The organism is Bradyrhizobium sp. URHD0069 (assembly GCF_000701345.1).
In the GTDB taxonomy this organism is placed as follows: Bacteria; Pseudomonadota; Alphaproteobacteria; order Rhizobiales; family Xanthobacteraceae; genus Bradyrhizobium.
In genome coordinates this window covers 1-16,217 of the sequence record NZ_JNIJ01000070.1, presented here as the reverse complement: position 1 = coordinate 16,217, position 16,217 = coordinate 1, and the positions used below count along the sequence as shown (strand labels likewise).

Below are 16,217 nucleotides of genomic sequence, written 5' to 3'. Positions count from 1 at the left end.
TTCTTGTTGCGCTTGACATAGGGCTTGACGTGTTGCGGCGCCATCAGCTTCACCTCATGGCCTAGCTTGCGTAACTTCCGCGCCCAGTCATGCGCTGCGCCGCACGCCTCCATTCCAATCACCGTCGGCGGCAGCTTGGCAAAAAACACCAACACCTCGTTGCGCCGAAGCCGCTTGCGCAACCCCGGCCGCTCCGCGGCATCGACCCCATGCAGCTGAAAAATATGCTTCGACGTATCCATTCCAATGCGGATAATCTGGTCCACGGACGGCTCCCTTGTCTGAGATTTGCAACAACCTCATTCTGGCACACTGATGCCGTAGGGGGCCGTCCACCCCATCAACCACCGATTTGGATTTTAGAAACAAGATGGAGCATCAGGTCGGCACAACCACGAGCATTTGTGGTTATGGGTCCCGGCTCAAGGCCGGGACGACGATGGATTTTGAAGTCCTCATCCTGAGGAGCGCGCCCTTGCGCGCGTCTCGAAGGATGAGCGATACACCCACTCATGGTTCGAGACGGCGCTACCGCGCCTCCTCACCATGAGGACCGGAGCGCGCGGCTTATGAACACAACCAGCAATCTCCCCGCCATCCCTCTTCCCTCCGGCATCCGCTCGCGTTTCGTGGAAGGCATCAACGGCCTGCGCATGCACGTGCTCGAGGCTGGATATGAGGCTAAAGCCCGGCCCTGCGTGCTGCTGCTGCACGGCTTTCCTGAATTGGCCTATAGCTGGCGCAAGGTGATGCCGGCGCTGGCGGAAGCCGGGTATCACGTGATCGCGCCGGACCAGCGCGGCTATGGCCGCACCACCGGCTGGGACGGCAACTATGACGGCGATCTCGCCTCGTTCCGGCTGCTCAATCTGGTGCGTGACGCGCTGGGCCTGGTGTCGGCGTTCGGCTATCGTTCGGTCGATGCGGTGGTCGGACATGATTTCGGCTCCTCGGTCGCCGCATGGTGCGCGCTGGTGCGGCCGGACGTGTTTCGATCGGTCGCGCTGATGAGCGCGCCGTTCGCAGGCCCGCCGCCGCTGCCGTTCAATACCGCTGATGCGCCACCGACGCCGAAGCCGGACGATCCCGTGCATCGCGAACTTGCGGCGCTGCCGCGGCCCCGCAAGCATTACCAATGGTACTACTCAACACGCGAAGCCAACGTGGACATGCACCATGCGCCGCAAGGCGTGCATAATTTCCTGCGCGCCTACTACCATCACAAGAGTGCGGACTGGAAAGACAACAAGCCCTATCCGTTGAAGTCGTGGACCGCGAGCGAGCTTGCAAAGCTGCCGACCTACTACGTGATGGACCTTGCCAAGAACATGGCCGAGACCGTCGCCGAGGAAATGCCCTCGGCGGAGGCGATCGCTGCGAACCAGTGGCTGCCGGACAGCGAACTCGCCTTCTACAGCGCTGAATATGCCCGCACCGGATTCCAGGGCGGCTTGCAATGGTATCGCTGCGGCACCTCGGGCGCATTCACCTCCGAACTTCAGACCTATTCGGGGCGAACCATCGACGTGCCCTCATGCTTCATCGCCGGCAAACAGGACTGGGGCACCTATCAGCGGCCCGGCGTGTTCGAAGCGATGCAGACTACCGCCTGCACGAAGATGATCGGCTGCCATCTCGTCGACGGCGCCGGCCACTGGGTACAGCAGGAGCAGCCCAAGGAGGTGAGCCGGCTGCTGCTTGCGTTCCTGCAGGCCGCGCGCGCTCGCGCCTGATTGATTGACGTCCCAACAACGCCCGTTTATAACGATTTAGAATCATTCTAAATTGTGGAAAAGGCGTTCGTTGTGAAGAATTTCGCCGATTTGACCGAGCGCGAAGTCCTGGCGGTGGCGATCTCTGCGGAAGAGGAAGACAGCCGCATCTACATGACGTTCGCGGAAGATCTCGCAGAGCGCTATCCGGAATCGGCCAAGTTATTCGAGGAAATGGCCGAGGAGGAAAAAGGCCATCGCCACATGCTGCTGGAAATGTACGAGCAGCGCTTCGGCACAAACCTTCCGCCCATTCGCAGAGACAATGTCCGAGGATTTTTGCGCCGCCGTCCGATCTGGCTGACCAAGAACCTGTCGCTCGATGCCATCCGCAAGGAAGCCGGGACGATGGAATTCGAAGCCGAGCGGTTCTACATCAAGGCCGCCGAGCAAACCCAGGATGTCGGCGTCCGCAGACTGCTCGGCGATCTCGCGGAGGCGGAAAAAGGCCACGAAAAAATTGCGCAAAGGCTGACCAACCAGTTCCTCAGCCCTGACGTGCGCGCGGAAGAGGACAGAACGCGCCGGCGCGTGTTCGTTCTGCAATATGTGCAGCCCGGTCTCGCCGGATTGATGGACGGATCGGTGTCGACGCTCGCGCCGCTGTTCGCCGCGGCATTTGCGACGCATCAGAACTGGCAGACCTTCCTGGTCGGACTTGCCGCCTCGATCGGCGCCGGCATCAGCATGGGCTTCGCAGAGGCGTTGTCCGACGATGGATCGCTGACGGGGCGCGGTTCGCCCTGGCTGCGCGGGTTGACCTGCGGCCTAATGACGACGCTCGGTGGTGTCGGCCACACCATGCCCTATCTCGTTCCCGACACATGGCCCAACGCGTTCTGGATCGCGACCGCAATCGCAGGCATCGTCGTGTTCTTCGAGCTATGGGCCATTGCCTATATCCGCGCACGATATATGGACACGCCGTTCCTGCATGCGGTGTTTCAGATCGTGCTCGGCGGCGCCATCGTGCTCGCGGTCGGCATTCTCATCGGAGCGGCGTAGAGCCGTTCCAACTTTTGCATTTGTGAAGTCTGAACTTGTCTGTGGAATAGCGCCGGCCTTGGAACCGCTTCGTTGTCCAGCTGACAAGGACTCCGATGACCTATCGTTTGCAATATGGAACCACCGCGAAAGTGTTCCACTAACTGATCGTGGCTCCTCCTACTCCGGCAGCAATAGCGGTCTAGTAGCCTAGCGGCCGTCGCTCGGATGGGCCATCATGTCGCGCAGAAAAGCCTGTGAACGCAGGAGAGAAACGCCTTGGCCAAATCGGAATGGAGCTTCAAAACCGCAACCGAACTGTCGGCGGCTCTTGCGACGAAAAAAGTCTCCGCAGTCGAGCTGACGCAGGACGCAATCTCGCGCATCGAGCGTCACGACGGCAAAATCAACGCGATTTGCGTGCGTGATTTTGCGCGCGCCCTGGAAGCCGCCCGCGCCGCCGACGCTGCGCTCGCGCGCGGCGAGACAAAGCCGCTGCTCGGCCTTCCCCTGACGGTGAAGGAATCCTACAACATCGCAGGACTGCCCACGACCTGGGGCTTTCCGCCGCAGAAGGATTTTGTGCCGCCGGAAGACGCGCTGGCGATTTCCCGCGTCAAGGCAGCGGGCGGCGTCATCCTCGGCAAGACCAACGTGCCGGTCGGACTCGGCGACTGGCAGAGCTACAACGAGATCTACGGCACCACCAACAATCCGTTCGATCTCGGCCGCACGCCCGGCGGCTCCTCCGGCGGATCCGCGGCGGCGCTCGCGGCGGGTTACGGGCCGATATCGCTCGGCTCCGACATCGGCGGCTCGCTGCGCGTGCCCGCGTTTGATTGCGGCGTCTATGGCCATAAGCCAACCTTCGCGCTGGCGCCCGCGCGCGGCCATACGCCGCCGCCATTTCCCGCCATACCGCTCGATCGCGATATGGCCGTGATCGGCCCGATGGCGCGCTCGGCTGCCGATCTCTCATTGCTGCTCGACGTGATCGCGGGCCCCGATCCGCTGGAAGCCGGCGTCGGTTATAGACTGGCGCTGCCGCCGCCGCGTCACAATGAGCTCAGGAGTTTTCGCGTCCTGGTGATCGACAGCGATCCGATACTGCCGACGAACAAGGATGTGCGCGAAGCAATCGAGAAGCTGGCGGGCAGCCTTGCCAAGGCCGGCGTGAACGTCAAGCGACAAAGCCCGCTATGGCCTGATTTCGCGGAGTCATCGCGGCTGTACATGCGGATGCTGATGTCGTTTGTCGGCGCGTTCTTTCCACCGGAGGCCATCGCAGGCGCGCAGGCCGCCGCCGCAAAGCTGTCGCCCGACAACAAGAGCCTGGCCGCCGAACGTCTGCGCGGCATGCTCCTCAGTCATCGCGCCTGGCTGCTCGACGAAGGCGCCCGCGGTCACCTGCGTGCGCAGTGGCGCGAGCTGTTCAAAAGCATCGACGCGGTGATCTGCCCGATTATGCCGACGCCGGCCTATCCGCACGATCATTCGCAGAACCAGGAAACGCGCCGGATCAATATCGACGGCAAGGATTACGTCTATCCCGATCAGCTGGCGTGGCCCGGCATTGCTACGCTGCCCGGCCTGCCGGCGACGGCGATCCCGATCGGCCTTTCAAGGGACGGCTTGCCGGTCGGCGTGCAGATCGTCGGCCCGTGGCTGGAAGATCGCACGCCCTTGAAATTGGCCGAACTGATCGAGCGCGAATTCGGTGGTTTCGTTCCGCCGCCGATGTTTGATGACTGAAACTTTCTCCTCCTGAGGATCGGCCACTTGGCCGCGTCTCGAAGGATGAGACAATGTCGCCTTATGGTTCGTGGCCTTATGGTTCGAGACGGCGCATTCGCGCCTCCTCACCATGAGGGTGAAGACGGGAGGAAATATCATGAGAAGGACGTCGACGAGCTGACGAGTCTTAATCGCGATTACATCAATTCCGTCCAGAATTCCGACGTCAATCGCTTCGACGAAATTCTCGCCGCCGACTTCTATTGTTCCAATCCGGACAAGTCGCTGGTCGATCGCGCCGGATTTCTCAAGCAGACCGCGGTGCCGGTGACTATCAAGAATCTCGAGGCGCATGATGTCAAGATACGCCTGATGGGCGATTTCGCGATCATCCATGCCCGCACCAGCTACACGATGCCGGACGGGACGCTCGGTTCAGGCCGCTACACCGATTGCTGGGCTCGGCAGAACGGCCGCTGGCTTGCGGTGTCGGCGCATGTTTCGCGGTGACGTTCGCGTCTCCAACTGGACGTCCCGGAGAACGCCGGGACCCATAACCACCGGCTCTAGTTGTGACGCCGACGATGTCTAACACGGTGCCTAACGAGATGGCACGGCGTATGGGTGCCGGCTCGCGCGGAGCCTGTCATCGGGAGCGCATTCGCGCGACCCGTTGGTTTGGCCGGGACGACCCGAATTCACGCATCAAACACAATCACGCTGCGCACGGTCTTGCCGGCCTTCATCGCGGCGAAGCCTTCATTGATCTCCGACAGCTTCAGCTTCGCCGAGATCCAGTCTTCCAGATGCAGCCTGCCGCGCATGTAAAATTCGACGAGGCGCGGCATGTCGACGCGAAAATGGTTCGAGCCCATCGAGGAGCCCTGGATCTTGCGTTCGCGCAGGAAGTCAAAGCCGTGCAGCTCGATCTTCTGGCCGAACGGGATCATGCCGACGATGGTCGCGGTGCCGCCGGGCGCCAGCATCGCAAACGCCTGTTCCGCGGTCTCCTTGCGGCCCAGCACTTCGAACGAATGATGCACGCCGCCATTGGTGAGATCGCGCACCTGCTGCACCACGTCGCCATTCCGGGGATCGACGATATCGGTTGCGCCGAGTTTGGTCGCCAATTGAAGCTTGGCCGGATTGGTATCGACCGCGATGATGCGGCCGGCGCCGGCGATCTGCGCGCCGTTGATCGCGGCCATGCCGACGCCGCCGCAGCCTATCACCACCACGGTTTCGCCGGGCGCGACCTTCGCGGTGTTCACCACGGCGCCATAGCCGGTGATGACACCGCAGCCGATCAGCGCCGCCAGTTCAAGCGGCATGTCCTTGCGGATTTTGACGATGGCATTTTCGTGCACCAGCATCTGCTCGGCGAACGACGATAGATTGAGAAACTGGTTGAGCTTTTCCGAGCGTGCCCACGACATACGGTTGGACGCGCCCGGCAGCATTTTCACCGTGGTGTCGGTGCAAGCACCGGCCGTCCCGTCGAACAATTGTCGCAGGTGCCGCAGAACACCGACAGACAAGTCACGACATGATCGCCGGGTTTTACATAGGTCACGTCGGAGCCAACCTGCTCGACGACGCCGGCCGACTCGTGGCCGAGCACCGCCGGCAATGGATGCGGATAGAGCCCTTCCATGAAATGCAGGTCGGAGTGACAGAGCCCGGCGACGGTGGTGCGGATCAGAACCTCGCGCGGGCCGGGCTTTTGCAGGCTGACGTCCTCGATCACCAGCGGCTTGTTGACTTCATGCAGGACGGCGGCCTTCATCGATACTCCCCCCTCATTCTGCTTTTTTGAACCGACGTGGTTTCGCCGATAACCTACGCTGCCGAAAGCAATTCGCCAACCTCGGCCATGCCGACGGCGTGCTCGTCGAGCAGATGACCCGTGATCGCGCGCTGTGCCGCATTTTCCGTGAGCCGGAACGGATCGTGCGCCGAGACCCGGTGATCGATCACCATGCGCGACAGCAAGAGCCTCCGCGCATCGCCGCGCATTTCGTGAATGCGTCCGCCCTCCCATGCCAGCGTCACCGCGCTCGCCACATGATAAAGCAGGCTGGTGGCGCGGCGCGCCTCCGCTTCGTTGTCGGTGCGCGCCGCTACCTCGCGGGCGAAACCGAGCGCGCGGTCGGTGAGATCGCGCAAGCGGCCGCGCCAGGCTTGCGGCACGTTGGCGCCGTCGTCGAGCCGAGCGTGCAGGTCGGCTGCCAGCGCCGCATCGGCGCCATGGCGGCCGACCGCCCGCCTCAGCGCATCCAGCGCGACGATGTTGCCGGTGCCTTCCCAGATCGAGCCGAGATGCGCGTCGCGCAATAGCCGGGCGGTCGCGAATTCCTCGATGTAACCGATGCCGCCGCGCATCTCCAGCGCGTCGCCGCAGACCTTGCGTGCATCGCGCGTGGCGCGGAATTTCAGCGTCGGCGTCAGAATGCGCAATAACGCCGCGGCGTCCTGGCTGCCGGCCTCGGCGCGATCGAGCGCGTCGGCGGTCAAAAAACTCATCGACAGCGCCTGCTCGGTTGCCAGCATGATCTTCATCAATTGCCGCCGCGCCAACGGCAAATCGATGATGCGCTGGCCGAACACCACGCGATTTTGCGCCACCGTCATCGCATCATGATGCGCGCGGCGCATCAGCGCGGTAGATTTGACGCCGTTGGAGAGCCGCGACGAATTGACCATTTCGGCCATCTGCACGAAGCCGCGGTCGAGCTTTCCGACCGCATAGGCGATCGCGCCTTCCAGCTTGATCTCGCCCGACGCCATCGAGCGGGTGCCGAGCTTGTCCTTCAGCCGAACGATCCGATAGTGATTGGGCGAACCGTCGTCGAGCCGCCGCGGCATCAAAAACAAGCCGACGCCGCGGGTGCCGCCGACCGCGCCCTGCGGCCGCGCCAGCAGCATCACGACTTCAGCGTCGGCATTGGAGCAAAACCACTTCTCGCCCGACAGCCGCCAGTGATCGCCTTCCTGCACCGCCGTGGTGGTAAGCTTGCCGACGTCCGAGCCGCCTTCTTTCTCCGTCATGAACTGGCCGCCCTGGGTGAGCTTGCTCATGTCGGTCTGGGTCAGCCCGTCGAGATATCTGGCCTTCAACGCCTCGCTGCCGAATTTTGCCAGCAGCTTGGCGCAGCCATCGGTGACATTGATCGGACAACCCAGACCGAACTCGGCCTGATTGAACAAAAAGGTGAAGGCGTGCTTCGCTACCACCGGATAGGGCTGCGGCCAGCCCAGAATGCCCTTGCGAAGCGACATCGCGTGAATTCCGAATTCGCCGAACGCGGCGCGCTCCAGCTCGCGATAGGCCGGGTGATACTCGATCCACTGGATGTCGCGGCCGAAGCGGTCGCGCTGGTGCAGCATCGGCACGTGGCGGTCGGCAAGGCGCGCGCATTCGTCGAGGTGACCGCCGGCGAGCGCGCCCAGCCGGTCGAGATGCGGCTCGATATGTCGAAACAAAGCATCGGGCAAATGGATGCGAAGCAGATCGGTCAGCGCCGGATCAGCGCGGTAGAAATTCATTCCGGATGTATCAGGCGCGAGCAATCCCGGCTGCCCAGCGGGCACTGTCACATCGCTCTGCTCTGCCAATCGGTGCATCTTGCAACCCTTGTTCGTTCCGCCCCTTGTTGCGATCATCCAATGGTGACCTTGCTGCCATCACCGACCTGCCGCATTTGATGATATACATCAAAGGAAAGGGAAACGCCCATGGAAACGCCGAAGTACAAGATCGCCCTGATTGTCGGTGCCGGCGAAGGCCTCAGCGCATCGCTCGCGCGGCTGTTTTCGCGCGAAGGCATCCGTGTCGCGCTCGCCGCACGCCAAATCGAAAAGCTCGGCGCGCTCTGCACCGAAACCGGCGCAAGCGCCTTTGCCTGCGATGCCACCGAGCCCGACGAGGTCGAACGGCTGTTCGGGCTGGTCGAGCGCGAGATCGGGGTGCCCGACCTGGTCGTCTACAACGCCAGTACGCGGGCACGCGGCGCCTTCGTCGATCTGGTGCCCGCGGAGGTCGCGCAGGCGATTGCGGTCAGCGCGTATGGCGGTTTTTTGGTGGCCCAGCAGGCGGCGACGCGCATGCTGCCCAACAAGCACGGCGCGATCCTGTTCACCGGCGCTTCCGCGAGCATCAAGGGCTATCCGCAATCGGCGCCGTTCGCGATGGGCAAGTTCGCGTTGCGCGGCCTCGCCCAGAGCCTTGCGCGCGAACTATCGCCGCAGGGCATTCACGTCGCGCATTTCGTCATCGACGGCGGCATTCGCAGCCCGGCGCGTACCGAGCCTGCCGACAGGCCTGATTCGATGCTCGATCCCGACGCCATCGCCTTGAGTTACTGGAGCGTGTTGCAGCAGCCGCGCAGTGCCTGGACCTCGGAAATGGAATTGCGACCTTGGGTCGAGAAGTTTTAGCTCCCGACCGGCGCGCTGGCTTCGGTGCACAAGTTTCGCCGGAATTCACTCCTGATGGTGAGGAGCGCGGCACGCGCGTCTCCAACCATCAGGCCGCAGTGTCCACCTCATCCTTCGAGACGCGCCGAGGACCCCGCGCCTCAGGATGAGGAAAGACGCCGTGGTCAAAAAACGCTCCGATGTTTTAAGCGGAAGCTTGATGCACCGTCTGCTGGGCCGCAAGCTGCCAGCTCGCGCAGGGAATTTCCTGCGGCACCAGGTCGATGTGCTTTTCGAAGCGCACCAGCTTCCAGTCGCCGGGGCTATTCGTGAAAGCAAAATCGGACTTGCGTGCAAGGCCGATCATGACGTCGTTGGAGCGCAACGTATCGCCGAACAGGCGTTTGGCGCCGAACGCAGCCGCGCGACATTCCAGATTTCGCAGCAACGCCGAACCGATGCCCCGGCCCTGCCAGCGGTCGTCGATCGACAAGGCGACCTCGAAGCTTGCCGTGTCGGTGTCGAACGCATAGCGGGCTTCGCCGACAATGGTCTCGACGCCGTTGACCGTCACGGTGGCGATCACGCTGAACCGGCCACCTTCGCCGACATGGATGAAACGATCGAGCTCCGTTTGCGGAAGCTCGCTCATGGCGCCAAGGAAGCGGTTATAGCGGGAGTGGACCGAGAGCGAGCGGAAGTAACCCTGCAACACCTGCGCGTCGCGCGGCTCGATAAAACGTACCGTCACCGATCCGCCGCCGCGCAGCCACAGCACATCGGAATGCTGCTGAAGGTCACCGAAACGAAGCGCAATCATCAGGGGCTCCCGTTGGTCCAAAAAGTCGCTGCCGGCATCCCTCTTCGGAGGCGACGCCGGCGTGGCTGCTGCTTAAGCCCGCCAGAACGGCTTTTCGGCTTCGTAGGCGATGTCGCTCCAGGAAAGCCCGACGTCGTGCAGGTCCCGCTCGGTCAACTGGGCTAGCTGACGCCGTTGAACCTGACGCTCCCGCCAGACATGGAGGGTTTCAACGAGCCGGGCGAAGAACCCGGAACCATGATGATTTATCATTGATTCATGTGTGAAACTGGACATCTCAATCTCCTCAATCTAATCTGTTGCCCTTAATATCGGTTCGATCCGAGCTTTCGACAAACGACACTTTGTACCGCTTCGGATGATATAAACTCATGTATAAGATGGTCTGAAATGACCGCCAGGCTGCCATCGCTTAATGGATTGCGTGCGTTCGAGGCCGCCGCCCGGCATTTGAGCTTCACCAACGCTGCGTCAGAGCTGAACGTCACGCAGACCGCGATCAGCCATCAGATCCGCCGGCTGGAGCAGGAGCTCGGCATCCGCCTGTTCATCCGGCAGAACCGCGCGCTGGCGCTGACGCCGGAGGCCAGGGAGTACCTGCCCGGCGTCCGCGCGGCGTTCAACGATTTGCGGCTGGCAACCGACCGGATACTGCGCAAGGACAATGACCATGTGCTCACCGTCTCTACGCTGGCATCGCTGGCCGCGAAGTGGCTGCTGCCGCGGCTTTCCGCGTTCCAGGAGGCGCATCCCGGCATCGACGTCCGCATCACCACGTCGGCCAGTTTGGTCGACTTCAAGAGCGGCGACGTCGATGCCGCGATCCGCTATGGCCGCGGCCAATGGCCGGGCCTGCGCGCCGACTGGCTGATGGCCGACGAACTGTTTCCGGTGTGCAGTCCGGCGCTGCTCACGGGTGACAAGCCGCTGCGCTGCCCGGAGGATCTGGCCCACCATACGCTGCTGCACAGCAGCGGAGGCTATGACGACGACTGGCGGCTATGGCTCACCGCCGCGGGGCTGCCGGCGAATATCTCAAAGCAGCCGGGATTGAGCTTCGATCTGATGTTCATGACCGTGCAGGCGGCGATCGACGGGATCGGCGTGGCCATGGGCCGGACATCCTATGTCGAGGCCGACATCGCCAAGGGACGCCTTGTCGTCCCGTTCAAGATCGCGCTGCCGGCGGATGCCGGCTTCTACCTTGTCTCGCCCGAAGCGAAGGCCGAAACACCCAAGCTGTCGGCGTTTCGGCAATGGCTGATCGCCTCCGTGCAGAACAAAACCTGAAAAACAACCCAGCGGGGGGCGATATCACGCTCCATTGAGCGCCTTTCCGGTTGGTCGCGCCGCGCAGGTGTGGCAGATTGCCGCATGAAGCAGAGTTGTCGGCTGGCGAGAAGCCTTTCCGCACCGGCTACTTCGAACCGGGGAAAGCTCGCCGTGCCGGAAACATCCGCATCACAGTCACCACAGATCAAATCGCGCGTTGGCGCCATCCTGCGCGCGACCAGCGGCAACTTCCTCGAGCAGTTCGATTTCTTTCTGTTCGGTTTTTACGCGAGCGCTATTGCCAAGGCGTTCTTTCCTTCCGAGAACGAAACGGCGGCCTTACTGAATACCTTTGGCGTATTCTGGCTCGGCGCGTTGATGCGCCCGGTCGGCGCTATCGTGCTCGGCGCCTATATCGACCGGATCGGCCGCCGGCTGGGACTGATCGTCACCCTCGCAATCATGGCAGTCGGGACCGTGGTTATCGCGATCTGCCCGACCTATGCCACGATCGGCGTCGCCGCGCCGGTCATCGTCCTGATCGGCCGGCTGCTGCAGGGATTTTCCGCCGGCGTCGAACTGGGCGGCGTCTCAGTCTATCTCTCAGAGATTTCCACCCCCGGCCACAGGGGCTTCTACACCTCGTTTCAGTCCTCAAGCCAGCAGGTCGCCATTTTCGTCGCGGCCATCACCGGCTTTGGCCTAAGTGAGATGATGCCGGCAGCCACGGTCTCCGCATGGGGCTGGCGAATTCCGTTCCTCATCGGCTGCCTTATCATTCCCTTCATTTTCGTGCTGCGCCGAACGCTGGAAGAAACGCCGGTATTTCTCGCCATGAAGAAACATCCGACCGCAGCGGAAGTATTTGCTTCTGCGGCGGCGAATTGGCGCATCGTCCTTCTTGGAATGATGCTGGCGGCAATGACCACCGTGACCTTCTATTTTGTCACGGTCTATACGCCGACCTTCGGCAAGAACGTCCTGAAACTCTCGACCGCCGACAGCCTGCTGGTCACCCTCATGGTTGCCGTTACCAACTTTATCTGGAATCCGGTCGGGGGCGCAGTGTCCGATCGGGTTGGGCGAAAGCCTGTGCTGCTGACGATTGCAGGACTGTCGTTCTTGACCGCATATCCGGCGCTCCGCTGGCTCACGGCCGGCCCGACTTTCGGCAAAATGCTTGCCGTCGAATTGATGTTTTCGTTCTATTTCGGCGTTTACAGCGGCGCCATGCTGGGGGCGTTGGTAGAAATCGTGCCGGCGCATGTCCGCACCACCTGCTTCTCGCTGGCATTCGCTCTCGCCGCGGCGCTGTTCGGCACATTCACGCCGTTTGCGGCAACAAAGCTGATCGAAATGACCGGCGACAAGGCGTCCCCCGGCTTCTGGCTGATGTGCGCTGCTGCAAGCGGCATCATCGCCGCGCTTGCTATCTACCGCGGCAAGGCGGTGGCGGCGCGCGAAGCGTTTGCCGCGTAAATCCTGGTGCCGGCAGTCGCCCTGCCGGCGCCGGTTTGATTTCCATGCAAACAAAGATAACAACAGCGCATGGTCGATTTGACTCGTAAATTCGACGTGCTGGTGATCGGCGGCGGCAATGCCGCGCTGTGCGCCGCGATCAGCGCGCGGCGGGCCGGCGCATCGGTATTGGTATTGGAAGGCGCCCCGAAATTTTATCGCGGTGGCAACACCCGCCATACCCGCAATATGCGCTGCGCCCACGACGCGGCGACAGACATTCTCACCGGCCCCTATACCGAACAGGAATTCTGGGAAGACCTGCTGCGCGTTACCGGCGGGCAGACCGACGAAGAACTCGCGCGCTTCATGATCCGGGAGTCCAAGGACATTCTGAACTGGATCGTCGAGCAGGGGGTGCGCTGGCAGCCGTCGCTGGGCGGCACGCTAAGCCTGGGCCGGACCAACTCGTTCTTTCTCGGCGGCGGCAGGGCGATGCTGAATGCGCTCTATCTCACCGCCGAGCAGCTTGGGGTCGAGATTATCTACGACGCCGAAGTCCTCGATCTGGAGATCGACGACGGCATGTTTCTCTCCGCTGACCTAAGGCGGACCGATGGCCGCGTAAACGTCACCGCCTCGACGCTGGTTGCCGCCGCCGGCGGCTTTGAAGCCAATATCGATTGGTTGAAGCAGTATTGGGGCGAGGCCGCCGATAATTTCCTGATCCGCGGCACGCCCTATAATCGCGGCTCCATTCTCAGGATGCTGTTGGGTAAAGGCGTGCAGGAGGTCGGCGATCCCACGCAGTGTCATGCGGTCGCGATCGATGCGCGGGCGCCGAAATTCGACGGCGGCATCATCACCCGGCTCGATTGCGTGGTGTTCGGCGTTGTCGTCAACACGCAGGCGGCGCGCTTCTACGACGAGGGCGAGGACATCTGGCCGAAGCGCTATGCGATCTGGGGGCGCCTGGTCGCCGCGCAACCGGACCAGATCGCCTACATCATCTTTGATTCGACTGTATTGAACAGCTTCATGCCGTCGCTGTTTCCGCCGATCGCCGCCGGCTCGATCGCAGAGCTCGCTTCCAAATTCGATCTCGATCCGGCCGCGCTGGAAAAGACCATCGGCGATTTCAACGCCGCGGTGCGCCCCGGCACCTTCGATCACACCGTGCTCGATGATTGCAGAACCGAAGGATTGACGCCGCCGAAGACACATTGGGCGCGGCGGATCGAGACGCCACCTTACTATGCCTACCCGGTGCGTCCCGGCATCACCTTCACTTATCTCGGCACCCGCGTGAACAGACAGGCGCGCATGCTGATGAAGGACGGCAATGCCGCCGTCAACATGTTCGCCGCCGGCGAGATCATGGCGGGCAATGTGCTCGGCAAAGGCTACGCGGCCGGCATCGGCATGACCATCGGCAGCGTGTTCGGACGGATCGCGGGACGGGAAGCGGCGCAACATGCACGGAACTAGAATCCTCGAGGAGGCTGACCGGCTGATGACGGTCTGCAATTCGTGCCGCTATTGCGAAGGCCTCTGCGCGGTCTTTCCGGCAATGGAAATGCGGCGCTCGTTTTCCGACGGCGACCTCAATTATCTCGCCAATCTCTGCCATTCCTGCGGCGCCTGCTACACCGACTGCCAGTTCTCGCCGCCGCATGAATTCAACGTCAACGTCCCGAAGACGTTGGCCATCGCGCGCGCCGACTCCTACGCCGCCTACACCTGGCCGCGCGTCTTCTCGGGCGTGTTCGCCCGCAATGGACTTGTCGTCAGCATCGTCCTCGCGCTGAGCGTCGCGGCGTTTATTTTCGGGTTTGCCGCGTTCAACGATCGTCAGGTGCTGTTCGGCGTCCACACCGGGCCGGGGTCGTTTTACAAATTGATGCCGCACAATGCCATGGCGGCGCTGTTCGGCGCGGCCTTCCTCTACGCGATCGTCGCGCTGGCGATGGGGGTCCGCGCGTTCTGGCGCGACATCGGCGAGCCGATCGGCACGCTGGCCGGGCCCAACTCGCTTTGGCAGGCGATGAAGGACGCAGGCCAGCTGCGCTATCTCGACGGCGGCGGCGTCGGCTGCGTCAACGAGGACGAGCGGCCGAACGATCGCCGCAAAATCTATCACCACTTCACATTCTACGGCTTCATTCTGTGTTTCGCCTCGACCACGGTGGCGACGCTGTATCACTACCTGATCGCGCGCGAGGCGCCCTACCCCTGGTGGGACCTGCCGGTAGTGCTCGGCACGCTTGGCGGAATTGGCCTGCTGATCGGACCTGCGGGCCTCCTGGCCGAACGATGGAAGCGCGATCCTGATCTGGTCGACCAGACGCGCACCGGCATGGATGTCGCGTTCATCGTCATGCTGTTTTTGACCAGCCTTACCGGCATGGCGCTCCTGCTATGGCGCGACACGGCTGCAATGGGGCCGCTGCTGGCGCTGCATCTCGGCGTGGTGTTCTCGCTGTTCATCACCATGCCTTATGGCAAGTTCGTGCACGGCATCTATCGCTATGTGGCGCTGGTGCGCTACGCGCGGGAGCGGCAGATGATGGGGCATGGTACTTAGTCGGTTCACCATCGGCATTCTCAACCCTCTCGACTTGTCGTCCCGGCCTTGAGCCGGGCCCCATAATCACCGGCCCGGGTTGTCGAGAGAAAGCCGTCCACCAGCGCGCTCAATAATGACCGCGGCGGCGTATGGGTCCCGGATCAGCGCTCGCTGTGCTCGCTTGTCCGGGACGACGAAACCTATTTTCCGATGCGGACTAGCCTATCAACGTCATTGCGAGCCAACGGGTCGCGCGTACGCGCGCCCGATGACAGGCTCCGCGAAGCAATCCAGCTTCGCCGAAACAAGTAAGCTGGATTGCTTCGCCGCTTCGCTCCTCGCAATGACGTGGTTACATTCCGATTCAAATTTCAAACAGCAGATGTGCGTCCGCATTCTCGCGGCGCAATTCTGCCCGAGCTTTGCGTGTCGTTGTCCCTCGAGAAAAGAGGGAGCAGGGAATGCCGGGTGCGCGCTGCACCCGCGGTCTCGTGTGCAAAATGCACAAAGGAAAAACGCACACGAGCATACAGGTTCAGCGGAGGCAATCCGGCATTCCCGGCGCAATGGCTTTACGGCTTATGCCGTGCTCTCCCCGGCGACGAATTCGTCTTGTCACCGTCGCTGCCGGCTTGAGGCTGAAATGATCCGGTTGGATCGATCTCGCCACCGACAGCTTGACACCAGCAACGGGTGTCGGGACCACACGGTTTTGCCGTACGCAGCAACCCGTCTTCGCCAAAAGGCTTCGCCGGGCAAGGCGTCGTTCGTCCTGTGCGCCGGTCCATCGCTCATGGGATAAGCCCACCCTGCGATTACCTTGCGCGCCGACGCTGCCGCGTCCACCGCATCCTCTCCCGCGTTCGTGACGACGCGCGTACGCCCCTTGTGTCCAGAAAGTCTGGCAGAATGTGCGAACGGGCGGTTGCCCATCAACCGCCCGTTGCTGGAACTGAGCCCGTTACGCCCCAAAAGTGACAGAGCCTGTGTCAGAGCGAGGGACAGCTCCGGTGTCTTCCTCAACCCGAACAGTTGCAAGGGCTTTTAGCCCGTACCGAGCAAGGAAGGGAGTGGATGATGGCACAAAACGATCTCGTTGTCGTCGGTATCGATGTCGCGAAGAACAAGGTGGATGCATGCATTCGCGCGTTCACATTGCGCCAGACCTGCCCGAGCACCGCGCAGGGTCACCGCA

Annotated in this window: 12 protein-coding genes and 2 pseudogenes; 9 read left to right on the top strand and 5 right to left on the bottom strand. The window is 62.3% G+C overall.

What is annotated here, in order from left to right:
- Positions 1–266: pseudogene (locus N554_RS0128470) on the bottom strand (IS110 family transposase); the annotation flags it as partial.
- Between the two features lie 303 nt (positions 267–569).
- Between N554_RS0128470 and N554_RS0128465 the strand changes: the two are divergent.
- The 4 genes from N554_RS0128465 (at position 570) to N554_RS0128450 (ending at position 5,000) form a co-directional block, all read left to right on the top strand.
- Positions 570–1,733 (top strand): alpha/beta hydrolase, encoded by a 1,164-nt coding sequence (locus N554_RS0128465; protein WP_029586582.1) that lies wholly within the window; start codon positions 570–572, stop codon positions 1,731–1,733.
- A 72-nt stretch (positions 1,734–1,805) separates the two neighbouring features.
- Positions 1,806–2,777 carry an iron exporter MbfA gene (gene mbfA / locus N554_RS0128460; RefSeq protein ID WP_029586581.1) on the top strand — a complete coding sequence of 324 codons (972 nt, stop codon included), beginning with the start codon at positions 1,806–1,808 and terminating at the stop codon, positions 2,775–2,777.
- Between the two features lie 258 nt (positions 2,778–3,035).
- Entirely contained in the window at positions 3,036–4,508 is a 1,473-nt protein-coding gene (locus tag N554_RS0128455) for an amidase (RefSeq protein ID WP_029586580.1), read from the top strand.
- A 63-nt stretch (positions 4,509–4,571) separates the two neighbouring features.
- Positions 4,572–5,000: a nuclear transport factor 2 family protein gene (locus N554_RS0128450; RefSeq protein ID WP_245283736.1), complete on the top strand. Its 429-nt coding sequence runs from the start codon at positions 4,572–4,574 to the stop codon at positions 4,998–5,000.
- A gap of 188 nt (positions 5,001–5,188) precedes the next feature.
- Here the strand turns inward: N554_RS0128450 and N554_RS36560 are convergent.
- Positions 5,189–6,276, bottom strand: a pseudogene (locus N554_RS36560) (Zn-dependent alcohol dehydrogenase).
- A 53-nt stretch (positions 6,277–6,329) separates the two neighbouring features.
- Complete coding sequence (locus N554_RS0128440) at positions 6,330–8,114, bottom strand: acyl-CoA dehydrogenase family protein (protein WP_029586578.1); 1,785 nt, start codon at positions 8,112–8,114, stop codon at positions 6,330–6,332.
- A 111-nt stretch (positions 8,115–8,225) separates the two neighbouring features.
- On the opposite strand from N554_RS0128440, the gene N554_RS0128435 reads away from it, so the two are divergent.
- Entirely contained in the window at positions 8,226–8,927 is a 702-nt protein-coding gene (locus tag N554_RS0128435; RefSeq protein WP_029586577.1) for an SDR family NAD(P)-dependent oxidoreductase, read from the top strand.
- Positions 8,928–9,111: 184 nt separating this feature from the next.
- On the opposite strand, the gene N554_RS0128430 is transcribed toward N554_RS0128435, so the two are convergent.
- The gene (locus N554_RS0128430; RefSeq protein WP_029586576.1) at positions 9,112–9,726 is read right to left on the bottom strand and encodes a GNAT family N-acetyltransferase; all 615 of its coding nucleotides are present in this window, start codon (positions 9,724–9,726) and stop codon (positions 9,112–9,114) included.
- Between the two features lie 72 nt (positions 9,727–9,798).
- Positions 9,799–10,002, bottom strand: coding sequence for a DUF1127 domain-containing protein (locus N554_RS0128425; RefSeq protein ID WP_029586575.1), 204 nt, complete (start codon positions 10,000–10,002; stop codon positions 9,799–9,801).
- Between the two features lie 114 nt (positions 10,003–10,116).
- Between N554_RS0128425 and N554_RS0128420 the strand changes: the two genes are divergently transcribed.
- From N554_RS0128420 to tcuB, 4 genes are all read left to right on the top strand, one after another.
- Positions 10,117–11,016, top strand: coding sequence for a transcriptional regulator GcvA (locus N554_RS0128420; RefSeq protein WP_029586574.1), 900 nt, complete (start codon positions 10,117–10,119; stop codon positions 11,014–11,016).
- A gap of 153 nt (positions 11,017–11,169) precedes the next feature.
- Positions 11,170–12,477, top strand: coding sequence for an MFS transporter (locus N554_RS0128415; RefSeq protein WP_029586573.1), 1,308 nt, complete (start codon positions 11,170–11,172; stop codon positions 12,475–12,477).
- Between the two features lie 78 nt (positions 12,478–12,555).
- A complete protein-coding gene (gene tcuA, locus N554_RS0128410) occupies positions 12,556–13,944 on the top strand; it encodes an FAD-dependent tricarballylate dehydrogenase TcuA (RefSeq protein ID WP_036054388.1) in 1,389 nt (462 codons plus the stop codon).
- Complete coding sequence (gene tcuB / locus N554_RS0128405) at positions 13,931–15,040, top strand: tricarballylate utilization 4Fe-4S protein TcuB (RefSeq protein ID WP_029586571.1); 1,110 nt, start codon at positions 13,931–13,933, stop codon at positions 15,038–15,040. Before tcuA ends, tcuB begins: the two co-directional genes overlap by 14 nt.
- Positions 15,041–16,217: the final 1,177 nt, after the last annotated feature.

Bases quoted from the DNA above. Each gene is read 5' to 3' on its own strand.
- N554_RS0128425 (WP_029586575.1), bottom strand. From the start codon at position 10,002: ATGTCCAGTTTCACACATGAATCAATGATAAATCATCATGGTTCCGGG.
- N554_RS0128465 (WP_029586582.1), top strand. From the start codon at position 570: ATGAACACAACCAGCAATCTCCCCGCCATCCCTCTTCCCTCCGGCATC.
- N554_RS0128420 (WP_029586574.1), top strand. From the start codon at position 10,117: ATGACCGCCAGGCTGCCATCGCTTAATGGATTGCGTGCGTTCGAGGCC.
- N554_RS0128440 (WP_029586578.1), bottom strand. From the start codon at position 8,114: ATGCACCGATTGGCAGAGCAGAGCGATGTGACAGTGCCCGCTGGGCAG.
- N554_RS0128450 (WP_245283736.1), top strand. From the start codon at position 4,572: ATGGTTCGTGGCCTTATGGTTCGAGACGGCGCATTCGCGCCTCCTCAC.
- tcuB (WP_029586571.1), top strand. From the start codon at position 13,931: ATGCACGGAACTAGAATCCTCGAGGAGGCTGACCGGCTGATGACGGTC.
- N554_RS0128430 (WP_029586576.1), bottom strand. From the start codon at position 9,726: ATGATTGCGCTTCGTTTCGGTGACCTTCAGCAGCATTCCGATGTGCTG.
- N554_RS0128435 (WP_029586577.1), top strand. From the start codon at position 8,226: ATGGAAACGCCGAAGTACAAGATCGCCCTGATTGTCGGTGCCGGCGAA.